We start from the raw sequence: 16,229 nt of genomic DNA, 5'->3' as shown, positions 1-16,229 counted from the left end.
ATGCCGGGCATGGCAAGGGCGAGGGAAATCCGCCGGGCTGCACCGCCGACGCTCGATACGGGTACGTCGGCCGATCACCCGCGTGAAACCCGCCTGCCGGCCGTCGCCGGAGCCGCGGCCCTCGCCGTCGCCTTCGCCGCAGACCTCGCCGCGCCCGCCGGCACCGCCTGCGGCCTCCTGTACCTGTTTGCCTTGTTGCTGACCCTGTCGCACCTGGCGAGGATGGACCTGCTGGTGCTGGCGGCCTCCAGCACGGGGCTGGCCCTCCTGGCCCCGATCCTCAAGGCGGGTGAGGCGCTCGCGTGGACCGCGGTCGCCGACCGTCTGCTCTCCCTGTGCGCGCTCTGGGGCACGACGCTCCTGATCGTCCGCCAGCGAGGCGTGGAGGGTGCGCTGCGGGAGGCGCAGACGCGATTCGCCTCGCGAACCCGCGAGCTGGCGGAGGCCAACCGGGCTCTGCAGCAGGAAGTGGCCGACCGGCGCGAAGTCGAAACGCAGTTACGGCAGGCCCAGGAACGCTGTCGGGGCATCTACGAGGCCTCGAAGGACGCCATCGCGTACTGCACGCTGGAGGGAAGGATTCTGGACGTCAACACGGCCTGCGCCGGGCTCACGGGCTGTTCCCGTGAGGAGCTGCTCGGCAGGGGTTTTGACGATCTCGTCGCGCCGGATCAGCGGGAACCGCGGCGCCGGCTGATCCGGACGATGCTCGAAACGGGCGCGCCGGCGGAGTTCGAGACGGTGATCCTTCGGCGAGACGGCTCCCTCGTCCCCGCCGACGAAACGGTCTTCGTCGTGCGGGGGGCGGACGGCGGCGCGACGGGCCTCGCCTCCATCATCAAGGACATCACGGAACGGAGGGAGGCGGAGGCCAGGCTGCGGGAGCTGGCGTACTACGACTGCCTCACCGGCCTCCCGAACCGACGCCTGTTCATGGAACTGCTCAAGCAAGCGATGAGCCGCGTCGGTCGCATGAAAACCCGCCTGGCCGTGCTCTTCCTCGACCTGGACGGCTTCAAGCTGGTCAACGACACGCTGGGCCACCGGCAGGGCGACCTCGTGCTCAAGACGATCGCCGAGCGGCTGGCGACCTGCATCCGAGCCAGCGACGTCCTCTCCCGGCAGGGCGGCGACGAGTTCACCCTCGTGCTCGAGAACATCGCCAGCGCGGACGACGCCGCCCTCGTCGCCCGGAAGATCCTCGCCGCCGCCGCCGCGCCCTGCTCGGTGGAAGGACACGAGATCGCCCTGACCGGCAGCATCGGTATCGCCCTCTGCCCGAGCGACGCTGCGGATGCCGACACGCTGATCCAGTACGCGGACACGGCCATGTATGCCGCCAAGGCGCGGGGCAACGAGTTCCGCTTCTACTCGGCGGACATGCATGCCCGGGCCCTGGAGCGGCTCCGGCTCGGGTCCGAGCTCCGCCGCGCGCTGCAGCGCCGCGAGTTCGTGCTCCATTACCAACCGATCATCGACGCGCACACGCGGGACATCAGCGGCGTGGAAGCCCTCATCCGCTGGCAGCATCCAGAACGCGGCCTGCTCCCCCCGGCGACCTTCATCCCGCTGGCCGAGGAGACGGACGTGATCGTGCCGATCACGGAATGGGTACTGCGCACGGCCTGCGGCCAGGCCCGGCTGTGGCGGACCAACGGGCACGCCGGCCTCCGCGTCGCGGTGAACCTGTCCCGCCGGCTGTTCCGCGAGGTCGGCCTCGTGACCCTCGTCCGTCAGATCCTGGATGAAACGGGGCTGAGTCCTGCGGCCCTGGAGCTCGAGCTGACGGAGAGCCTGCTGATCCAGGACCGTGACCGTACCGTGGCCATGCTCAAGGACCTGCACGCGCTCGGGGTGCGCATCTCGATCGACGATTTCGGCATCGAGTACTCGTCCCTGGGCTACCTCAAGCACCTGCCGATCACGACCCTGAAGATCGACCAGTCCTTCGTCCGGGACATCATCGGGAGCGAGGCGGACACGGCGATCGCCCAGGTCGTGATCACGCTGGGACGGTGCCGCAACCTGACCGTCGTGGCGGAGGGCGTGGAGGCGGAGGCGCAGGCCGGCTTCCTCAGCGCCCAACAGTGTCACGAACTCCAGGGCTTCTACTTCAGCGCCCCTGTCCCCCCCGAGGCGATCACCGCCCTTCTGTGCCAGCCGGCGGGGCGGGTGACCGGCTCCCCACCGTCACCCTTCTCCGCGCCGCTCAGCCCTCCGGCCCGGTGACTTCCTGGCGGTCCCCCGCTATACTGCACGGAGCCCGACGCCGTCGGGCGGTCGGTTCATCCGATCCTGAGAGGCGGACATGCCGCTGCGCTATGCGCTGTTCCCCGGCTGCGCGGCCAAGGGCGCCACGCCGGAGCTGTACCAATCCACGATGGCGATCATCGGCCGCCTGGGGCTCGAGGTCGTGGAGCTGGCCTCCGCCTCCTGCTGCGGGGCCGGGGTGGTGGGAGAGGCGGAACCGGACGCGGCGCTCGCCCTCAGCGCCAGGACCTTCGCCCAGGCCGAGGGCCTGGGCCTCGACGTCATGACGATCTGCGGGACGTGCCAGGGCGTGATGGGCGCGGCCAACAAGCGCTTGAAAGAGGAGCCGGGGGTGCTGGAGCGGGTGAACCGCGTGCTCGGCCGGGACGGCCTGGCCTACCACGGCAAGGTTCAGGTCAAACACCTGCTCTGGATCATCGTCCGCGAGGTGGGCCTGTCGCGGCTGGCGGAGCGGGTGCGCGTGCCGCTGGAGGAGCTGCGGGTCGCCCCCTTCTACGGCTGTTACATCCTGCGGCCGTCCTGGTACCTGGGCTTCGATGATCCGGAGAACCCGACCTCGCTGGAGAAGGTCATTCGAACGCTGGGTGGGGAGGCGGTGGCCTATCCGGGGCGGACCAAGTGCTGCGGCTTCCCGGTCATCCTGGAGAAGGAGGCCATCGCGGTCGCCATGGCCGGCACCCACATGAAAGAGGCGCAGGAGGCGCGGGCCGATTGCATGGTGACGCCCTGCCCCCTCTGTCACATGGGGCTGGACATCTACCAGGAGCGGGCCGGCCGCGCGGTCAACACGGCGCTCAACCTCCCGATCCTGCACCTTCCCCAGTTGCTCGGACTGGCCATGGGGCTGCCCGCCGGGGACCTGGGCCTCTCGCGCCACCTCGTGCCGGTGGACGCGATCGTCCGCAGGGTCGAGAACCGGGGTCGCGCGCAGGCGGGCTGATCGACGGACAGCGAAGGAGTGGAGCATGAAGGTGGTGCGCCTGTCGGACGTCCAGCAGTTTCAAGCCGAGAAGATGAAGAAGAACAACCTTTTCCAGACGCCGCGCCTGTTCTGCGACGTCTATTGCTTCGAGCCGGGCCAGGAACAGAAGGGCCATGTGCACGGCGACCAGGACAAGGTGTACCTCGTCCTCGACGGGGAGGGGACCTTCCGGGTCGGCTCGGAGGAGCGGGTGCTCGGTCCCGGGGAAGGCACGTTGGCTCCGGCCGGGGAGGAACACGGGGTCAGGAACCACAGCGGGGCGCGCCTGCGGGTGCTGGTCTTCGTCGCGCCCAACCCGTCGTGACGGGGCGCGGCCGTCAGGGCCGCGCCCCTCGCGATGAGGCGCTTCAGGGGTTCGCGGGCGTGATCTCGCCGGCCGGCTGATCCGGCTTCCACGGTGTGTAGGGCAGGAGGGGCAGCGGCTTCGCCTCCGGTGACACGAGCAGCACCGCGATCGCCCCGCGCAGGGCGCTCGTCAGCGAATGGGTCACCAGCGGGTAGGCCCCCGTCGACTCGGCGACGAGGTCGAAGGTGGCCGCGCTGCCCGGTCCCACCACGTAGGTCTGCACCCCCACCAGCCGGTTCGCCGGATTGCCGCTCTCGTACACCGTGTCCCAGATTTCCCCGATCGGGTGGAAGGCGGAGAATTCGTTGGGACCGGCGTTGACCATGTAGATCCGCACGCGCTCGCCCGGCTTGGCCTCCAGCGGCTTCCCGCCCGTGACGAAGGGATGGTACTTGAAGACCCCGCCGTTGAAGATCACGTGGTCGGCCTTTCGCTCGAACATCGCCGGCACGTCATCGGGGTTCTTGAGATAGAGCTCGGACTGGACGAGGACGTACTCGCGGTCCGCCTTCGGCCAGGCCTTGGCGTCCTTCGGGTCCACGATGATTGCCCCGAACATGCCGCGTGCGACGTGCTGGATCATCGGCGGCGCCCCGCAGTGGTAGAAAAACACCCCCGGCTTCTTGGCGACGAACTCGTAGCTGATGGATTCGCCCGCGTTGACGGCCCGGTAGTTCTTCAGGAAATCGACCTCCGCGGCGTGGAAGTCCATCGAGTGCGGGTAGACGTTGCTCTTGGGGTTGACGAGGGTGAACTTCACCGTATCCCCCTCCGTCACGCGGATGACCGGCCCGGGCATCTGGCCGTTGAAGGTCCACGCCTTGTACCGGCTGCCGTCGCCGCTGACGACGAGCTCCAATTCCACGGCCGTTAACGTGACCTCGTGGGTCTTGGCGACGGCGGGCGTGGGACAAGCCAGGAGGGCGGCGGCCCACAGGGCCATGCCCCCCACCGCTCCCCCGAACGACCGACGGACGGATTTCGAACAGAGCTCCAACATGCTTGACCTCCCCCTCTGGTTCTCCCGCTGCTTCCGCAGCCCTGTCCCACACTATCCGATGTCAGAGGGATAAGAATATGACGAATGTCATGTTTTGCATTTTGTCGGGCGGCTCGGCAAGGACGGGGTGGAGGAGGGGGATTGCGAAGTGAGCCGCCGGAGGCCCTCGAGGTGTCGCACGACCAGGCGGTTGGCGGTGCCGGAGACCAGGCCGGCGCGCTTGAAGCGGCCCATGATCCGGATGGCCGTCTCCACGGTCACGCCGGCCATGTCGGCCAGGTCCTTGCGGGTCAGGCGGATGGTCAGCCGGAGCCCTTCGTCCATCGCGACGCCGGCGCGCTCGGCCAGGCCGACGAGCAGCGCGGCCAAGCGAGGCTCGGCCCGGTCGAGTGCGAGCACCTTGGCCTGCTCCTGTGCCTCGTTCAGGCGGCTGCCGAGGTAGCGGATCACCTCCAGCGCCGCCTCCGGGTTCCGTCGGATGATGTCGAAGTAGGTCCGCTTCTTCAGGCGAAGGACCGACACCTCCCCGAGTGGTTGGGCGCAGCCGGGATGGGACGCACCGTCGAAGACGGCGGCCTCGCAACAGAAGAGGTCCCCCGGCATCAGGATCTTGAGCGTGACTTCCTTGCCGTCGGGCGAGGTCTTCACGCACTTGACGGCGCCGGACTGCAGGACGTGGAAATAGTCGGCGGGGTCGCCTTCGCGGAAGATGAACTCGTCGCGGCCGTAGCGGGTTTCCACCAGCTCACCGGCCACCCGCCGGCGGTCGCGGGGGGAGAGGAGCCGGAACAGGGGGATGCGGTCGAGCCGGTCGGCTTTCTTCATGCCGGGCGAGGTCAGAGGATGCGCTTGGCCGTCTCCACGATCGCCCGCGCGCTGATGCCGTACCGGTCGAGCAGCTCGTCCGGCTTGCCGCTGTGAGGGATCTCGCGGACGGCCATCTTGTGCACCCGGATGCCTTCGCTCCCGACGGCGGCCAGCACCGCGTCGCCGAGGCCGCCGTGCTCGTAGTGGTCCTCGACGGTGAGCAGGCGCCCGCCGGTCGCCCGGGCATGCTCCAGCAGGGCGGCGCGGTCGATGGGCGCGAGGCTGTAGAGGTCGAGCACCCGCGCGGCCACGCCCAGGGCCTTAAGTTGCTCCCGCGCCTTCAGCGCCTCGAACAGCGTGACCCCCGCCGCGACGAGGGTCAGCCGGTCCGCCGACCCGGCCCCGTGCACCTTCGAGCCGCCGATGCGGAAGGTCTCGTCGTTCCCGTAGAGGATCGGCGTCTTCGGCCGGCCGGTGCGGATGTAGACCATCCCCCGGTGCGCCGCGGCGGCCTCGACGAGCCGGTAGGTGCAGACGGCGTCGGAGGGGTAGAGGACGACGACTCCCGGCTGGACCGCCATCATCGCGAGGTCCTCGAGCCCCATCTGGGAGGGGCCGTCCTCGCCGATGCTCACGCCCGCGTGGGTGCCGACCAGCTTGATGTTCATCCGGCTGATCGCCGCCATCCGGATGAAATCGTAGGCGCGGGTGAAGAAGCAGGCGAAGGTCGAGGCGAAGGGGATCTTCCCGCAGGCGGCCAGCCCCGCGGCCGCGCCCACCATATTCTGCTCGGCGATGTAACTCTCCAGGAACCGGTCGGGGAACAGCTTGCCGAACTTGTCCGTGTACGTGGAGTTCTTGACATCCGCGTCGAGGGCCACCACCGAGGGGTTGGCCGCGCCCAGCGCGGCGAGCGCGGCGCCGAAGGCCTCGCGTGTCGCCACCGAGTCGGTGGGCGCGAAGGCCGGCGGGGGCAGCGGCTTCGCCGCGGGCGGGTGAACCGGCGCGGCCTGGGGCCGGCGGATCTCCGCCGGCCCGAGGGGGGACGTCGTCTGGCGGCTCAGCTCCGCGATCGCCTTCTGCGCCTCCTCCTGCTTCAGGGGCTTTCCGTGCCAGTCCGGCCGGTCGGCGATGAACGAAATGCCCTGGCCCTTGAAGGTCCTGGCCAGGAGCACGGTCGGCTTGCCGGTCGTCCGCGCCGCCTGGTCGAAGGCCGCGAGGAGGGCCGGGATGTCGTGACCGTCCACGACGAGGGCCTGCCAGCCGAAGGCGGACCAGCGCGCCTTGTAGGCCTCCATGTCGTGCTGCAACATCGTGGGGTCGCTCTGCCCCAGCCGGTTCACGTCCACGATCGCGCAGAGGTTGTCGAGTCCCTGGTGGCGCGCCACCTCCGCCGCCTCCCACACCGAGCCTTCGACCGATTCGCCGTCGCCCATCAGGACGTAGATGCGCGCGTCCGTCCGGTCTAGCCGCTTGGCGTTGAATGCCATCCCGACGCCGGCCGACAGGCCCTGACCGAGCGACCCCGTCGCCATGTCCACGAAGGGCAGGCGCGGCGTCGGATGCCCCTCCAGGTCCGAGTCGAGCGTCCGGAGCTTGAGCAGCTCGCTCCGGTCGAACAGGCCGGTCTGGGCCCAGGCGGCGTAGAGGAGGGGGGCGGCATGGCCCTTGGACAGGACGAACCGGTCGTTCCGCACGTCCCGCGGGTGTGCGGGGTCGAAGCGCATGACCGAGAAAAAGAGAACGGAGACGATGTCGGCGGCCGAGCAACAGCTCGACGGATGGCCGCTCCCGGCCTCGGTGGTGGAACGGATGCTGTCGATCCGAAGAGTCGCGGCCCTGCTCTGCAGCATGGCCACGTGAGCGGGAGTGGTGGTGCTGGCGGACGCCATGGTATCTCCTTTCACGAGCCGCGCGGGACGCGACGGACGCCCCGGAGCGCTCTTGGACTGCGCGGAGGCTGAGCCTAACAAACCGCCGCGCGCCGAGTCAATTCGAGCGGCGGCCGCCTCAGGTCGGCCGTTGCGCAAGGCGCGACGGCGTGCTACAGTCCGGCCATTCCCATGACGCGATCGAGCCGACATGCGCCGTTCCTCCCGAGTGTGGCCGTGTTCCTGCTCCTGCTGTTCGCGGCCGGCCTTTCGCCCGCCATGGCGCTCCTGACCGTGGGGGGACCGGCCTGCAGCGGCGCAAGGGCGCTGGATGGGATGCCCCTCGGCGCCGTCGAAGCGCCGGACGGCCCCGGCGAAGACCAGGGAGCCGATGACGTCTCCGTCCAGTCGGCCGGCGCCCCCTTCGCCATGCCGGTGGCTTTCCTCCACCCGTTGGGCTCCAAGACCCCGGACCTCCTCCTCGTGCGCTCCCTCTTCCGTCCTCCGACTGCCTTCTAGGCTTCATCGGCCCCCGAATCACTGACCTTAAGCTGCCGCGGCGGCGCCGGTTCCCGGTGTCCGTTGCCGTCTGTTGGGAGGAGGAGGATGGCACATCCGATCCACGCATCGATTCTCGTCGTTTCATCCCTGGTCCTGTTGACGGTCCTGGCGGCTCCGTCCTCCGCCCGGGCCGCAGAGCCGGCCGTGCCCGCCTACAGCCTCGACGACGTGCTGGCGTCCGCACTCGAGCACAACCCCCGCGTGGCCGGGGCAACCGGCCTGTTCGAGCAGCGCCAGGGCGAGCGGATCATCGCCGGGGCCTATCCGAACCCCTCGCTCTACGGCCAGGGCGGGCTGGGCGTCATCCAGGACCCTACGACCGGAGGCCCGATCGGCGAGCGGGCGGTGGTGCTCAGCCAGCCGCTGGAATGGCCGGGGCTCCGCGCGGCCCGGGCCCGGGTGGCCGAGGCGGCGCTGGCGGGGGCCAGCGCCGGGATCGAGGAGGTCCGTCTCGACCTCATCGCGGACGTCAAGCTGGCGTTCTACGACCTCCTGGTCGCCCAGCGCGGCGAGGAGCTGGCCAGGGAGAACCTGGCGACGGTCGAGCGGGTGGCGCGGATCGTGACCGCGAGGGTCCGCTCCGGCGAAGGGGCGCAGTTCGAAACGATCAAGGCCGAGGTGGAGGTGATGAAGGCGAACCAGGCCGTCACGCGCGCCCAGAACGCGGTGCGCGTTGCCCGGGTGGCGCTGGACACGCTGACCGCGGGCGCGCTGGGCCGGGTCTTCGCCGTCCGGGGCGATTTCCCGCCGCCCCGACGGGACCTAAAGCAGGACGTTCTGACGGCGACGGCGCTCGAGCGGCATCCGGCCGTCCGCCGCCTGGCGAAGCTGGTGGAGAGCGCGACCGAAACCGTGGACCTCCAACGGCAGGCGCGCGTGCCGACCGTCACGGTGAGCGGGATGTATTTCCGCGAGGTCGGCCGCGCGGCCGTCGGCGCGGCCGTGTCGCTGCCGACTCCCCTCTGGTACCAGCGGCAGGGCGAGATCGTCGGCGCGCTCGGGGCCAAGCGCAAGGAGGAGGCCGAGCTCCTGCGGGTCCGGAACGAGCTGGTCCGCCAGGTCAGCCAACATTTCCAGGACGCCAAGACCGCGGCCGAGCAGCTCGACGTGTTCGAGAAGGGCCTGCTCCGGCAGGCGCAGGAGGCCCTGCGGATCGCGCAGTTCAGCTTCCAGCAGGGCGTCTCCAGCCTGCTCGACGTGCTCGACGCCCAGCGCGTCTTCCGGCAGACACAGCTCGACCACACGCAGGCCCGGTACGAGCTCTCGGTCGCGCTGACGCGCCTGGAGCGGTCGGTCGGAGGACGGCTATGACCGCTCGGTCCTGGCTCCTGGGCTTGGTCGCACTGGGGTGCCTGGGCGGCTGCGACTCGGCGCCCCAGGAGGCGACGGGCGCGAAACCCACGTCCTCGGCGGCCAGGCCCGAGGTGGTCAGCCTTCCGCCCGAGTCCCTCGCCTCGGCGGACCTGGACGTGCGGCCCGTCCACCGCGGCGAGTTCCGCCTCTTCCGGGAATTTCCGGGGACCGTGCAGCCGAACGAGAACGAGATGGCCGAGATCACCGCGCTGGTCCGCGGACGCGTCGTGGACGTGTACGTGGACCTGGGCCAGGAGGTCGAGGCGGGGGCGTTGTTGGCGATTCTCTACAGCAGCGAGCTGGGCCTGGCCCAGTCCACCTACCTCAAGGCCAAGGCCAAGCTGCACGTGGCGGAGCAGGCCTTCCGACGCGCCCGCACGCTGATCGACGAGAAGGTCATCGGGCAGAGCGAGTACCAGCGGCGGGAGGGCGAGCTGATCGGCGCCCGCGCCGAGGCGCGAGAGGGCGCCGACCGGCTGCTCTTGCTGGGGATGACGGAGGACGAGATCCGGCGGCTGGAGCGAGACCAGAAGATCCGCTCCTACGTGCCCATCCACGCGCCCTTCGCCGGGCGGGTCATCGCCCGCAGCGTGACGCGCGGCGAGGTCGTCGGCCCGACCGACAAGCTGTTCGCCGTCGCCGACCTCTCGCGGGTATGGGTGCTCGCCGGCGTGCCCGAGAAGGACATTCCGTTCGTGCTCCGCCACGCGAACGGCGAGCGGGCCGTGGAGGTCCTGCTCTCGGCCTATCCCAACGAGGTGTTCCGGGGGCGGATCACCTACGTTGGCGACGTGCTGAACCCAGAGACGCGCACGATGCAGCTCCGGGTGGACGTCTCCAACGCGGATCGCCGGCTCAAGCCCGAGATGTTCGGCACCGTCCGGCTGTACTCGGACCCGGAGCCCGACGCGCTGATGATCCCCGAGGAGGCCGTGCAGCGAGACCGGGACCGGCTGTTCGTCTTCGTCCCGCAGGAGGCGGGGACCTTCCAGGTCCGCGAGGTCTTGGTCGGAGAATCCAACGGCGGGATGGTCCGGGTGCTCCGGGGCCTGCAGGAGGGGGAGGCGATCGTGGCCAGGGGCGCCTTCCTCCTGAAGGCGCAGATGCTCCGGCACGAGATGTAGCGATGATCGCCGCCCTCATCCGTCTCGCCCTCTGCCAGCGGGTGCTCGTGCTCGCGCTGACGGTCGCGCTCGCCTGCGCGGGGGCCTACGCGTTCCGTTCCATCCCCATCGACGCCTTTCCGGACGTCACCAGCGTCCTGGTCCAGGTCATCATCAAAGTGCCGGGGCTCTCGCCGACCGAGATCGAGCAGTTGGTGACCTACCCGATCGAGCTAGAGATGACGGGCCTGCCGGGCCTGACCGACCTCCGCTCCCTCTCGAAGGTCGGCCTGTCCATGATCACCGTGATCTTCGACGACGCCATCGACGTGTACCTGGCCCGGCAGCTCGTGCTGGAGCGGATCATCGAGGTCCAGGACTCGCTGCCGGAGGGCGCCCAGGTCAGCCTGGCCCCGAACTCGACCGGGCTGGGGGAGGTCTATCAGTATTACCTGGACCGGCCGGAGGGCGCGCTTCGGCCGGATGACGCGGCCGGCTTCCGGGAGGAAGAGCTGACGGAGCAGCGGACGGTCCAGGATTGGGTCGTGCGCCCCCTGCTCAAGGGCGTGCCCGGCGTCATCGACGTGAACTCGATGGGCGGGTTCGTCAAGCAGTACCAGGTCATCGTGGACCCCGGCCTGCTTCGCAAGTACAACCTGGCGCTGCACGAGGTCTTCCAGGCCGTCGCGCGGAACAACGCCAACGCCGGCGGGAACGTCCTGGAGAAGCACGCGGAGAAGTACATCGTGCGGGGGGTCGGGCTGATCAAGAGCCTGGCCGACATCGAGCACGTCGTCGTCAAGGAGGTCGGCGGGACGCCGGTCTTCGTCCGGGACGTCGCGGAGGTCCGCCTCGGCCAGGCGGTACGGCACGGGGCGGTGGTTCTGAACGGCGAGCGGGAGGTGGTCGGCGGGATCGTCCTGATGCTACGGGGGGCCAACGCGCGGGACGTGGTCCAGGGCGTCAAGGACCGGGTGCAGGAGATCCACCGCAAGGGGCTCTTGCCCGGCGACCTCCGCCTCGTGCCCTTTTACGACCGGATCGAGCTGATCACCGCGGCGCTGAAGACCGTCTACAAGGCCCTCCTGGAGGGCATCTTGCTCGTCGTGGTCGTGCTGTTCCTCTTCCTGGGCGACGTGCGGAGCGCGTTGATCGTCACGGCGACCCTGGTCGTCACGCCGCTGGTGACCTTCCTCGTGATGGGGCACCAGGGGCTGACCGTCAACCTCATGTCGCTGGGAGGCCTGGTGATCGCCATCGGCATGATGGTGGACGGCTCCGTCGTCCTCGTGGAGAACGTCCACCGCCACCTGGCGGCGGCCGGCGCGGACCGGGGAAGCCGGACGGACCTCGTGCTCCGCGCCGCCGCGGAGGTCGGCCGGCCGGTGGTCTTCGGCATCCTGATCATCATCCTCGTGTTCCTGCCGATCCTGTCGCTGGAGGGGATGGAGGGCAAGATGTTCAAGCCCCTCGCCTACACGATCATGATCGCTCTGCTGGTCTCGCTCGTCCTCTCGCTGACGCTCTCGCCCGTGCTGTGCGCCATGGGATTGGGCCGGGGACCCGAGGGGGAGACGAGGGTGCTGCGGGCGGCGAGGCGGGCCTACGAGCCGGCCCTGGGCTGGGCGCTCGCACACCGCCGGCAGGTCCTGATCGCCGCCGTCGGCCTGCTGCTCGCCAGCCTCGCCCTCTTCCCCTTCCTCGGCGGGGAGTTCATCCCCATCCTCAACGAGGGCGTGCTGGCGCCCCAGACGATCCGACTGCCGAGCATTTCGCTGGCCGAATCCATCGAGGTCGAGAAGCAGATGCAGCGGGCGCTCCTGGAATTTCCGGAGGTCCGCCTGGTCGTCTCGAAGATCGGCCGGACGGAGCTGGGCAACGATCCCCAGGAGCCCAACGCCAGCGACCCGGTGGTCGTCCTGCGGCCGATGGAGGAGTGGACCACCGCAAAGACGAAGCCCGAGCTGGACGAGGCCATCCGGCGTCGCCTGGAGCGGGTGCCGGGCGCCGTGTTCCTGCTGAGCCAGCCGATCCAGCAGCGGGTGGACGAGCTGATCTCCGGCGTGCGGTCGGAGGCCACCGTCAAGATCTTCGGCGAGGACCTGGAGGTGTTGCGCCGGAAGGCCGAGCAGGTCGCGACGATCCTGGCCGACGTGCGCGGGGTCGAGGACGTCCGGATGGAGCAGCTCTTCGGCCAGCAGTACCTGGTCGTGGAGATCGACCGGACGAGGATCGCCCGGCACGGAATCAACGTGGCCGACGTCCAGGAGATCATCGCCACGGCCATCGGCGGAGAGCCGGCCACCCAGGTCTACGAGGAGCAGCGGCGCTTCGACCTCGTCCTCCGATTCCCGGAACGCGACCGAGACAGCGTCGAGGCGATCCGCAACCTGTTGCTCAGGGGCCCGGGCGGCGCCCTCATCCCGCTCAGCGACCTGGCGACCGTCGAGCTGCGGGAGGGGCCGGCGCTGATCAGCCGGGACGGCATCTCCCGCCGGATCTACGTGGGCTTCAACACGATGGGGCGGGACATCGAGAGCATCGTCGCGGAGGCGCAGGCCCGCATCGCCGCGCAGGTCCGGCTTCCGCCGGGCTACCACCTGAGCTGGGGCGGCTCTTTCGAGAACATGCAGCGGGCCATGGCGCGGCTGCGCATCATCGTGCCGCTGACGGTCGGCGTGATCTTCCTGCTGCTCTACGCCTCGTTCAACTCGGTCCGCGACGCCGCGCTCATCATCCTGAACCTGCCGCTCGCGCTCATCGGCGGGATCATCGCGCTCTGGCTCACGGGAGAGTACTTGAGCGTCCCGGCCTCCATCGGCTTCATCAACCTGTTCGGCGTCGCCGTGCTCAACGGCATCGTGCTCGTGACCTGCGTCAACCAGCTTCGCGAGGAAGGACTGCCGATGGACGAGGCCGTGCGGAGGGGCTGCCTGCTGCGGCTGCGGCCGGTCCTGATGACGGCCCTGGTCGCCCTGCTGGGGCTCCTGCCGCTGGCCTTCTCCCGCGGCATCGGCTCCGAGGTACAGCGGCCGCTGGCGGTGGTCGTGATCGGCGGGCTGGCGAGCTCGACGCTCTTGACGCTGATCGTGCTCCCGGCGCTCTATCCCTGGTTCCAGGAGCGGCGCGCCAGTGCCCCGGCCGACGCGCCCCCGCGCGCGCCCGAGCCGGGCCCGGCCCCCGTCACGGCGTCAGCGGGCCGGGGGGCGGGGGCGGAGGGCCCGCGGCCGGCCGGCCCTCCTGGGGCAGGATACGGAAGTGGGTGACGGCGAAGGAGACGGGCCGACCCGTCTCGAAGCGGTACTGCCGGAACTCTTCCTTGTTCATGCGCGAGCGCAGGATCAGGCCGTCCTCGGTCTCGATCTCCAGCCGGTAGGCGACGCCGAGAAAATAGACGTGTCGCAGCCGTGCCCGCAGCCGGTAACGGGTCGGGTCATCCGACACCCTCACGTAGTAGGGACGGAACCCGACGCGCACGTCGTGGCCCTCCGGGTAGCCGGGGACGGGGAACTCCAGCGCCCCGACCCGCGCCGCCCCCTTCGTGACGACCGCCTCTAGGATGTTCATCGAGCCGATGAAGCGGGCCACGAACTCGGTCGCCGGCTCCTCATAGACCTCGGCCGGCGTGCCCGCCTGCTCCAACCGTCCCTTGGAAAAGACGATGATCCGGTCCGATACTTCCATCGCCTCCTCCTGATCGTGGGTCACGAAGAGGCTCGTCACGTTCAGGTCGTCGTGGAGCCGGATGAGCCACTCGCGGAGCTCCTGGCGCACCTTGGCGTCCACCGCGCCGAAGGGCTCGTCCAGCAGCAGCACGCCGGGCCGGGGCGCGAGCGCGCGGGCGATGGCCACCCGCTGCCGCTGGCCGCCCGAGAGCTGGTGAGGGTAGCGGTCGCCCAGGCCCTCCAGCCCCATGAGCCGCAGGAGCTCCGCGACCCGCTCGGCGATCCGCGGCCGCTCCCATCGCTTGATCCGGAGCCCGAAGGCGATGTTGTGGAAAACCGTCAGGTGCTTGAACAGGGCGTAGTGCTGGAAGACGAACCCGATGTTGCGCTCCTGCACGGAAACGTCGTTGACGCGCCGCCCGTCGATCAGGATGTCGCCGGCCGTGGGTGTTTCGAGGCCGGCGATGATCCGCAGCACGGTCGTCTTGCCGCTCCCGCTGGGGCCGAGCAGACCGAGCAGCTCGCCCTCCCGCACGGCGAAGGACACGTCGGAGACGGCCTCGACCCCGCCGAACCGCTTGCAGAGCCCCCGCACCTCGATCTTCATCGGGACACCGCGACCGGCCGCTCGGCTGCCTGGGCGGCCCGCGCCTTGGCCGCCTCGAGCACGACGAGGATCAGGAACGAGACGGCGAGCAGGGTCACCGCGACCGCGTAGGCCGCCGTGTAGTTGAAGTCCACGTAGCTCTGGTAGATGTGCAGGGTGGCCGTCTGGGTCAGCATCAGGATGTTGCCGGAGACGACGAGGACGGCGCCGAACTCGCCGATCGCGCGGGCCACGGTCAGGGTCGCGCCGTAGACGAGGCCCCAGCGCACGGCGGGGAGCGTGACGCGGATCAACACCTGCCACTCGCTCGCCCCCAGCGTCCGGGCCGCCTCCTCGCTTTCCGTGCCGACCGCCTGGAGCAGGGGCACCAGCTCGCGCACGACGAAGGGGAAGGTGACGAAGAGGGTGGCCAGGACCATCGCGGGGAAGGCGAAGAGGACCTTGACCTCGAACCGGCCGAGGAAGGCGCCGAGCAGCGACTCGGGGCCGAACAGCAGGATGAGCATGAACCCGGCGATGACGGGGGACACGGCGAAGGGCAGGTCGATGAGGCCGCTCAGGATCGCCTGGCCGCGGAACCGCTGGCGCGCGAGGACGAGGGCCGTGACCGTCCCGAGCACCAGGTTCACGACCAGCGCGATGGCCGTGATCTCCGCCGTCAGGAGGAACCCGTGCAGCGCCTCCGGCCTCGTGACCTCGGTCCAGAACGCGTCGAGCCCGGCCGCGACCGACTCGCGCAGCAGGTAGGCGAGGGGGCCGATCAAGAGGACGGCGAAGTAGAGCCAGACGGCGGCGATGAAGAGAAGTCTCATTGAATGATCGACGGCCGAGTGATCGGTGATCGAAAGACGGCCGGCAGCCGCTCCCCGGGCGGCCTGGTGAGGCGCTCCAGCAGCAGGAGCGCCAGGAAGGAGAGCAGCAGGATCGCGACGGACACGGAGGTCGCGCCCTGCGGGTTATAGCTCTCGATCTCGCCGTAGACGTAGACCGCCGCGACCTCCGTCGCCATCGGGATGTTCCCGGCCACGATCACGACGGCCCCGAACTCGCCCAGCGCCCGCACGAAGGTCAGGAACACCCCGGTCAGCAGGCCCGGCAGGATGGAGGGCAGGGTGACTCGCCGGAAGGTCGTCCAGGGGCCCGCGCCGAGCGTGTAGGCCGCCTCCTCCTGCTCGCGCTCCAGCTCCAGGAGCACGGGCTGCAGCGCCCGGATCGTGAAGGGCATGGTGACGAACAGCATGGCGAGGAGAATGCCGGGACGGCTGTAGACGACCTCGACGCCGCCCGCCTTGAGCCAGGCGCCGAGCGTGCTGCCCGGCCCGTAAATCGTGGCGATCATCAGACCAGCGACCAGCGTGGGGACGGCGAAGGGCAGGTCCACCAGCGCGTTCAGGAACCAGCGACCCGGGAACGTCTCGCGCACCAGGGCGAAGGCCGCCAGCGTGCCGAACAGCCCGTTGATGATCGTGGTGTAGGCGGCCATCTCGACCGTCAGGACGAGGGCGGAGCGGGCCTCGGGCTGCAAGATGTCCTGGAGGAACCGCCCCGGGCCGCCCGCCAGGGATTGCGCGCCGATGACGAGCAGCGGCAGCAGGATCAGGAAGCCCACGTAGCCGACGGCCGTGAGCCGGAGCGCCAGGGCGATCAAGCGGTGATGGGGCAT

The 16,229-nt window shown here is 69.9% G+C and carries 13 protein-coding genes; 7 read left to right on the top strand and 6 right to left on the bottom strand.

The window, feature by feature from the left end; all coding sequences use genetic code 11:
• Nucleotides 1–9 precede the first annotated feature (9 nt).
• From AC1U7O_RS00225 to AC1U7O_RS00215, 3 genes are all read left to right on the top strand, one after another.
• On the top strand, nt 10–2,229 hold the full coding sequence (locus AC1U7O_RS00225; RefSeq protein WP_479892503.1) for a putative bifunctional diguanylate cyclase/phosphodiesterase: 2,220 nt from the start codon (nt 10–12) through the stop codon (nt 2,227–2,229).
• Nucleotides 2,230–2,308: 79 nt separating this feature from the next.
• Nucleotides 2,309–3,211, top strand: a complete 903-nt coding sequence (locus AC1U7O_RS00220) for a CoB--CoM heterodisulfide reductase iron-sulfur subunit B family protein (RefSeq protein WP_479892502.1) — start codon at nt 2,309–2,311, stop codon at nt 3,209–3,211.
• A gap of 25 nt (nt 3,212–3,236) precedes the next feature.
• Nucleotides 3,237–3,557 carry a cupin domain-containing protein gene (locus AC1U7O_RS00215; RefSeq protein ID WP_479892501.1) on the top strand — a complete coding sequence of 107 codons (321 nt, stop codon included), beginning with the start codon at nt 3,237–3,239 and terminating at the stop codon, nt 3,555–3,557.
• 43 nt (nt 3,558–3,600) lie between these two features.
• Here the strand turns inward: AC1U7O_RS00215 and AC1U7O_RS00210 are convergent, their stop codons facing one another.
• The 3 genes from AC1U7O_RS00210 to AC1U7O_RS00200 form a co-directional block, all read right to left on the bottom strand.
• Entirely contained in the window at nt 3,601–4,599 is a 999-nt protein-coding gene (locus tag AC1U7O_RS00210) for a multicopper oxidase domain-containing protein (protein ID WP_479892499.1), read from the bottom strand.
• Between the two features lie 87 nt (nt 4,600–4,686).
• The gene (locus tag AC1U7O_RS00205) at nt 4,687–5,424 is read right to left on the bottom strand and encodes a Crp/Fnr family transcriptional regulator (protein ID WP_479892498.1); all 738 of its coding nucleotides are present in this window, start codon (nt 5,422–5,424) and stop codon (nt 4,687–4,689) included.
• Between the two features lie 11 nt (nt 5,425–5,435).
• Nucleotides 5,436–7,298: a transketolase gene (locus AC1U7O_RS00200; RefSeq protein WP_479892496.1), complete on the bottom strand. Its 1,863-nt coding sequence runs from the start codon at nt 7,296–7,298 to the stop codon at nt 5,436–5,438.
• A gap of 171 nt (nt 7,299–7,469) precedes the next feature.
• Between AC1U7O_RS00200 and AC1U7O_RS00195 the strand changes: the two genes are divergently transcribed.
• The 4 genes from AC1U7O_RS00195 (at nt 7,470) to AC1U7O_RS00180 (ending at nt 13,560) form a co-directional block, all read left to right on the top strand.
• Nucleotides 7,470–7,796, top strand: a complete 327-nt coding sequence (locus AC1U7O_RS00195; protein ID WP_479892495.1) for a hypothetical protein — start codon at nt 7,470–7,472, stop codon at nt 7,794–7,796.
• 87 nt (nt 7,797–7,883) lie between these two features.
• Nucleotides 7,884–9,149 (top strand): TolC family protein, encoded by a 1,266-nt coding sequence (locus tag AC1U7O_RS00190; protein ID WP_479892494.1) that lies wholly within the window; start codon nt 7,884–7,886, stop codon nt 9,147–9,149.
• Nucleotides 9,146–10,315, top strand: a complete 1,170-nt coding sequence (locus tag AC1U7O_RS00185) for an efflux RND transporter periplasmic adaptor subunit (RefSeq protein WP_479892493.1) — start codon at nt 9,146–9,148, stop codon at nt 10,313–10,315. The genes AC1U7O_RS00190 and AC1U7O_RS00185 overlap by 4 nt, the downstream gene beginning before the upstream one ends.
• A 2-nt stretch (nt 10,316–10,317) precedes the next feature.
• Nucleotides 10,318–13,560, top strand: a complete 3,243-nt coding sequence (locus tag AC1U7O_RS00180; protein WP_479892492.1) for an efflux RND transporter permease subunit — start codon at nt 10,318–10,320, stop codon at nt 13,558–13,560.
• Here AC1U7O_RS00180 and AC1U7O_RS00175 read toward each other — a convergent pair.
• The 3 genes from AC1U7O_RS00175 to cysT are packed head-to-tail and all read right to left on the bottom strand — an operon-like array spanning nt 13,478 to nt 16,229.
• Nucleotides 13,478–14,566: a sulfate/molybdate ABC transporter ATP-binding protein gene (locus AC1U7O_RS00175; RefSeq protein ID WP_479892491.1), complete on the bottom strand. Its 1,089-nt coding sequence runs from the start codon at nt 14,564–14,566 to the stop codon at nt 13,478–13,480. The genes AC1U7O_RS00180 and AC1U7O_RS00175 overlap by 83 nt on opposite strands.
• A complete protein-coding gene (locus tag AC1U7O_RS00170; RefSeq protein WP_479892489.1) occupies nt 14,563–15,378 on the bottom strand; it encodes a sulfate ABC transporter permease in 816 nt (271 codons plus the stop codon). The genes AC1U7O_RS00175 and AC1U7O_RS00170 overlap by 4 nt, the downstream gene beginning before the upstream one ends.
• On the bottom strand, nt 15,375–16,229 hold the full coding sequence (gene cysT / locus AC1U7O_RS00165) for a sulfate ABC transporter permease subunit CysT (RefSeq protein WP_479892488.1): 855 nt from the start codon (nt 16,227–16,229) through the stop codon (nt 15,375–15,377). The genes AC1U7O_RS00170 and cysT overlap by 4 nt, the downstream gene beginning before the upstream one ends.

The organism is Candidatus Nitrospira neuquenensis (assembly GCF_979578155.1).
The sequence above is the reverse complement of the archived record's forward strand: the minus strand, read 5'-3'. Positions and strand labels throughout refer to the sequence as shown.